Below are 5284 nucleotides of genomic sequence, written 5' to 3' on the forward strand. Positions count from 1 at the left end.
GAGCACCACGAGGAGGTCGGCGATGGTCGCGACGCTCTCCGCCAGCAGCGTCGCGTCGGACGGTACGGCGTACGCGTCCTCCCCCGGCGCCGGAGCGGCACCGTCGACCGCCGGCACCAGCTCGGCGAGGTCGCCGACCACGTCGACGCCCATCGCCACGAGCCGGTCGGCGACCGCGCGGGACTCGCCCGCGGCGTACTCCTGGTCGTCGGCGCTCAGCGCCAGGCGGGTTCCGCGACGCGGCTCGAGGATCCGGTGCGCGAGGACGTTCTTGACGACCAGCGGATAGGGACCGGGGAGCGGCAGCCGCTCGCCGAGCTCGAGGTTGACCCGGCGCAGCAGCTCGGCCTGCTCGACGCCGAGGGAGGAGTTCGAGCGCTCGAGCTCGATGTCGAACGCGGCGGGGTCGACGCCGAGGAGGCGCGCGAACCGCTCCCACAGGATGCCCGGGTCGGAGCCGGAGGGCGGCACCGTCACGACGTGCCGGCGCTCGGGCGGCAGGTCGGCTCCCCAGCGCTCGAGGACCCCGGCGTAGTCCTGGACCTGCCAGAACCAGCTGGTGCGCGCCACGTCCTCGCGGACGTCCCGGACGAACGTCGCGAACGACGCGGAGGCACGGTGCTTGACGTGCTCCTGCCACTCGGCGCTGATCTGCCGGACGTGGTCCCGAGCGGTCACCACCACGTGGACCTCGGCGGTGTCGGCGAGCACCGCGACGGCCTGCCGCGCCTGCTCCGCGGTCGCGCCGGCGAACAGCTCGTGGGAGATCAGCACGGTGCCGTCCGCCCGGGCCGCCTCGGCGGCCAGGCGTTCCCACATCCCCCGAGCCCGCGGCGGGTAGATCGGGTCGTCGGCGAGGCCGCGCACGTCCAGGGTGGCCAGGAAGTGGTCGTTGAAGCGGTCGCCCGGCAGCAGCAGACCCTGCTCCGCAGCCGTCGCCCGCTGCGACCAGAGCACGTCCTGGAGGAACGTGGTGCCGGTCTTCGGGCTGCCGACGTGGAGGAACACCCGGGGCCGCTGCTTCGCCGTCACGCGCCGACCCTAGTCGCGGAGCCGGGCCAGCCGGCGGCGGAGCCGGTCGCCGATCCGGCGAGCGGTCGGGACGAGACCGGGGTCGGGCTCCGGCTCGGGCGCGGCCCGCTCGATCAGGAGCTCGGCGATCGCCGCGATCGCGGCCTCGCTCTCCACCGCCGGGTCGACCGCGTCGGGGTCGATCCACGGACCCGAGCCCGGCACCGGCACCAGCTCGGCCAGGTCGCCGTGGACCTGGTAGCCGCGCTTGGTGATCCGCCGGTTCTGACGGGTGGCGATCTCCGCCAGCCGCTCGACGAGCTGCGGTGGGCACTGGGCCGGGGCGGAGGACTGCCCGGCCAGGATCGACTGCGCGAAGACGCGCTTGACGACCCTGCTGTACGCCGGCTGCTGGATCCGTCCGTCGAGGACCTCGTTGACCCGACGGAGCACGGCGACCTGCACCGCGCCGAGGGTCCGGTTGGCCGTCGGCTCCTCGGTCGTCGGGTCGAACGCGGAGGCGTCGAAGCCGACCGCCTCGCCGAACCGGCGCCACAGCACGTCCGGGCCCGCGCCGGGCGGGGGTCCGACGACCAGGTGGACGTTCTCGGGCGGGAGGTCGCGGGCCCAGCGGTCGAAGATGCCGATCAGGTGCTGGTTGCGCCAGAACCCGTTCTGCCGCTCCAGGCCCACGTTGGCGCAGAACGCCTCGAACGTCACCGGGTTGCCGTTCTTGACCCGCTCCTGCCAGTCCGAGGCCACCTGCCTGCCGAGGTCGCGGGCGGTCACCACCAGGTGGACGTCGAGACCCGCGAGCGCCGCCATGCCCTGCTCGACCTGCTCCCGCCGGGCGGCGCCCAGCAGCTCGTGACTCATGATCGTGGTTCCCGGGTACGCCCGAGCGCCGTCGCAGAGGCGCTGCCAGGTGCCCTCCAGCTCTTCGGCCGTCCTGCCCCAGAAGGCGTACGACCCGCGCAGCTCGATCGCGGCGTGGAACATCTCGAAGTGACGGTTGCCCGCGCAGGTGACACCGGCCGCGTCGAGCACCTCGCGGTGCCGCCACAGCGCGCGCTGCAGGAACGTCGTACCGCTCTTCGGGGTGCCGACGTGCAGCACCACCCGCTTTGCGGGGTCCGGGGAACTGGGCATGCTCATTTCCGGGCAGACTCTAGTGGCCGTCGCGGCCGGCAGGGTGCCGGGGAGCGGAGAACGGACCGTTCGGTCAGCGGCCGTAGACGTCGTACGGCAGGCGCCGCGCGTGTCGGCGGATCTCGCCCCAGTTCGCCAGGTAGTCGCGGTACGCCGATCGCAGGCTGATGTTGAGCGTGGTCTCGTCACTGCGCGTGAGGGAGCCGGTGACCCAGTTCTGGGACCCGGTCCACACCCGGTAGGCCCGCCGGTCGCGGCCGACCGTGCCCTTCACGAGGACGTACTTGGCGTGGGTGCGGACCTCGTTCCAGCCGTCGTCGTTGAAGTCCCAGCGGCTGTCCCACAGCCGGATCACGCGGTCCCGGGCGAGGTCGCGCATCCGGCGCGCCAGCAGCCGCGACGGCGCGCCGTAGATCACCCGCACCTGGCAGCCGTGGCGGGCCAGCCGCTCCACCCGGTCGAGCAGGTAGTCGCCGCGCTTGCCCTTCCAGTAGAACATCGAGATGTGGATCCGGGTGCGGCCGAACCCGCTCCGGCACCGGATCTTGCGCAGGTCGTGGAGGGTCGGGTCGGTCCGCTTGCTGGCGTTGCGCATCGGGAAGAACCGAGCCACGAACGGGCCGTCGCTGACCTGGACCTTGTCGCCACCGGCGCGGACGTCGTCGGTCATCAGCCGGTGCATCGCCTTGAACCCGCGGTAGAAGCCGGGCCGGTTCCGCACGACGTACATGTCGTTCCAGCCCAGCCTGGCGCCGCCCCTGTTGATGTTCGACGAGCTCACCATCACCACGTGCTCGGACCGCTTGGTCTTCGTGAAGAGGTAGAACTTGCTGTGCATGTTGCCGCCCTTGCCGCGGCAGCTGCCCTCGCAGACCTTGACATAGCTGCCGTCCTTCCCCCACGTCACCGAGTCGCGGCGCGGCGCCTGGACGCTGCGCAGGGACTGGCGGACGGTGAACAGCTCGAGCTCGGTGTCGTCGCGCTCGGCGTCGTCGGGCTGGGCGCCCGGCTTGACCCGGAGCCCGCGGCTGCCCGCTTGGAGCGGACGGTTGCACCGACCGGCCCGGGGGTCGCGGTCCGCCTTGCCGTCACGGTTGCGGTCGCGCACGTTGTCGGCGTTGAGGGCCGTGATCAGGCGCCGCGAGGGCCGGCTCTCGATGTCCTCGTCGATGATGACCCGCACCGCCACCCCGCGCCGGCAGGCGTCGATCAGCTCGTCGACCGCGGTCTTCCGGTCGAGGAGGAACGTCGAGATGTGGATCACCGGGTGCCGGTGCCGCCGCGTCTTCCGCGTGTTCCTGATCGCCCGCTCCACCGTCTTCACGATGCGGTAGTTGGCCGCCTTGTCGCCGAAGGGCGCCGGGACGTTGACCACCGTCCGGCCACCCGGGCCCGGGTTCGGAGCCGTCGCAGTGGCCGGGACCAGGAGGAAGGTGAGCGGAAGAATGACAACCAGCAGCAGCGATACGCGGCGCACGAGTCTCCCCGGGCTAGACGGCAGGTCGGGTTCGCGGAAACCCCGCCCTCGCACGCTATCCCTTTACCTTGGGCGCTCCGGGCTCCTCCGACCGGCGTGGCGCAGTTCAGTCGATGAATCACCCGTAGCCATTCGCGTCGAGTAAGGTTGATCACTACACCGGGCCGTCGGGCTGTTCGGTGTCACGGGAGGGAAGCCGGGAGAAGTGGGCAAGCACGAGTTACCGCGTCGCGCACGCTTGCTACCTGTCCTCGGCATCATTGCGCTCGTCGCAGCGCTGCTGGCGGTCGGGCGCTTCGCCATGGCCAACAACCAGACCACGGCCCAGGACAACGCCATCGCGGACGCCGCAGCCGCCAGCCTGCTCGAGGACGAGTCCGCGGACGCCGAGTCCGAGGACACGGCCGACGACAAGCCGGCCAAGACCGACAAGCGCGACGGCAAGGGCGGCGGCAAGAACGACGGCTCCAACACGGGCAAGAACGGCTCCAAGGGCCCGAAGGGCGAGCGTCGTCCTTCGGTCGACCTGCGCAACCGGGTCCAGGTCGCGGCCGACGGCCTCGCTGCCGATCCCGCTGCCTTCCGGGTCGCCAGCTTCAACGTCCTCGGCTACTCCCACACCAAGCCGGGCGGCAACAAGCGCGGCTACGCCGGCGGCAACACCCGGATGGGCTGGGCGGTCCAGCTGATCCGCGGCAACAACATCAGCGTGGTCGGCCTCCAGGAGTACGAGCAGCCGCAGCACGCGACGTTCATGAACATCACCGGCGGCAGCTGGGGCGTCTACCCCGGCCTGCAGGTCGGCAAGAAGGGCGTGCGCAACTCCATCGCCTGGAACAACGGCGTGTGGGAGCTCGTCGAGGCGCACACCATCCCGATCCCCTACTTCCACGGCAACCTGGTCCCGATGCCCTACGTGCTGCTCAAGCACAAGGAGACCGGCCGGCTGTCCTGGTTCATCAACATCCACAACCCGGCCAGCACCCGCGGCCCGGCGCAGCACTGGCGCGACGTCGCGACCGCCAAGGAGATCGCGCTGATGAACGATCTGCAGGCGCCGACCTCGGCCAACCAGATCGGCGTGCCGACCTTCCTGATGGGCGACTTCAACGAGAAGTCCGAGGCGTTCTGCCGGGTCACAGCCGGAGCCAACGCCCAGGCCGCCAACGGCGGCACCAGCTCGCCGTGCCGGCTCCCCTCCAACCACGGCATCGACTGGATCTTCGGATCCACCCCCGGCGTCGCGTTCTCCGGCTACGTCCGCATGGACGGCGGGCTCGTGAACCGGGTCTCGGACCATCCGCTGATCTTCAGTGACGTCACCCTGACCGGCGAGGCCCCGTACGTCGAGTGACCGCCGCTCCTCGACAGGGGCGCTTCGGATAAGGCCGCGGGCGCGGCGTCTGGGTCGGTCGCTGGGCGGGTGTGTCGGGGATGGGTCGGACCGCGCTGCGCGCGGGACCGACACACCCACCAGCCCGCTGCTCCCGCGGTGGGGTGGGTCGGGGATGAACCCCTCTGCAACGGGCCCGTTCGCGCGGGAGAGGGCGACCAGCCCCGCAGCGGGCCCGCGCGAGCCACCCCACCCACTCCCTACCTCATCCCCACCCACCCACCCCGAGCCGCCGGTCGCGCGGGAGAGCGGCT

General features: G+C 71.6%; 4 protein-coding genes. 1 reads left to right on the plus strand and 3 read right to left on the minus strand.

What is annotated here, in order from left to right:
* From H0488_RS21865 to H0488_RS21875, 3 genes are all read right to left on the minus strand, one after another.
* Positions 1-1032 (minus strand): hypothetical protein (locus H0488_RS21865; RefSeq protein ID WP_183101321.1); only part of this gene is annotated, 1032 nt, incomplete at its 3' end.
* 9 nt (positions 1033-1041) lie between these two features.
* Positions 1042-2166 carry a hypothetical protein gene (locus H0488_RS21870; RefSeq protein WP_183101322.1) on the minus strand — a complete coding sequence of 375 codons (1125 nt, stop codon included), beginning with the start codon at positions 2164-2166 and terminating at the stop codon, positions 1042-1044.
* A 67-nt stretch (positions 2167-2233) separates the two neighbouring features.
* Positions 2234-3637, minus strand: a complete 1404-nt coding sequence (locus H0488_RS21875; RefSeq protein ID WP_183101323.1) for a phospholipase D-like domain-containing protein — start codon at positions 3635-3637, stop codon at positions 2234-2236.
* 238 nt (positions 3638-3875) lie between these two features.
* Here H0488_RS21875 and H0488_RS21880 point away from each other — a divergent pair, with 238 nt between their 5' ends.
* Positions 3876-4991, plus strand: a complete 1116-nt coding sequence (locus H0488_RS21880) for an endonuclease/exonuclease/phosphatase family protein (protein WP_220794889.1) — start codon at positions 3876-3878, stop codon at positions 4989-4991.
* Positions 4992-5284 lie beyond the last annotated feature (293 nt).

It is taken from the genome of Nocardioides pelophilus, assembly GCF_014180685.1.
Taxonomy (GTDB): Bacteria; Actinomycetota; Actinomycetes; order Propionibacteriales; family Nocardioidaceae; genus Nocardioides; species Nocardioides pelophilus.

What these genes read in the sequence shown, in the direction of transcription:
- H0488_RS21870 (WP_183101322.1), bottom strand. Translation starts at nt 2,166, where the DNA reads ATGAGCATGCCCAGTTCCCCGGACCCCGCAAAGCGGGTGGTGCTGCAC.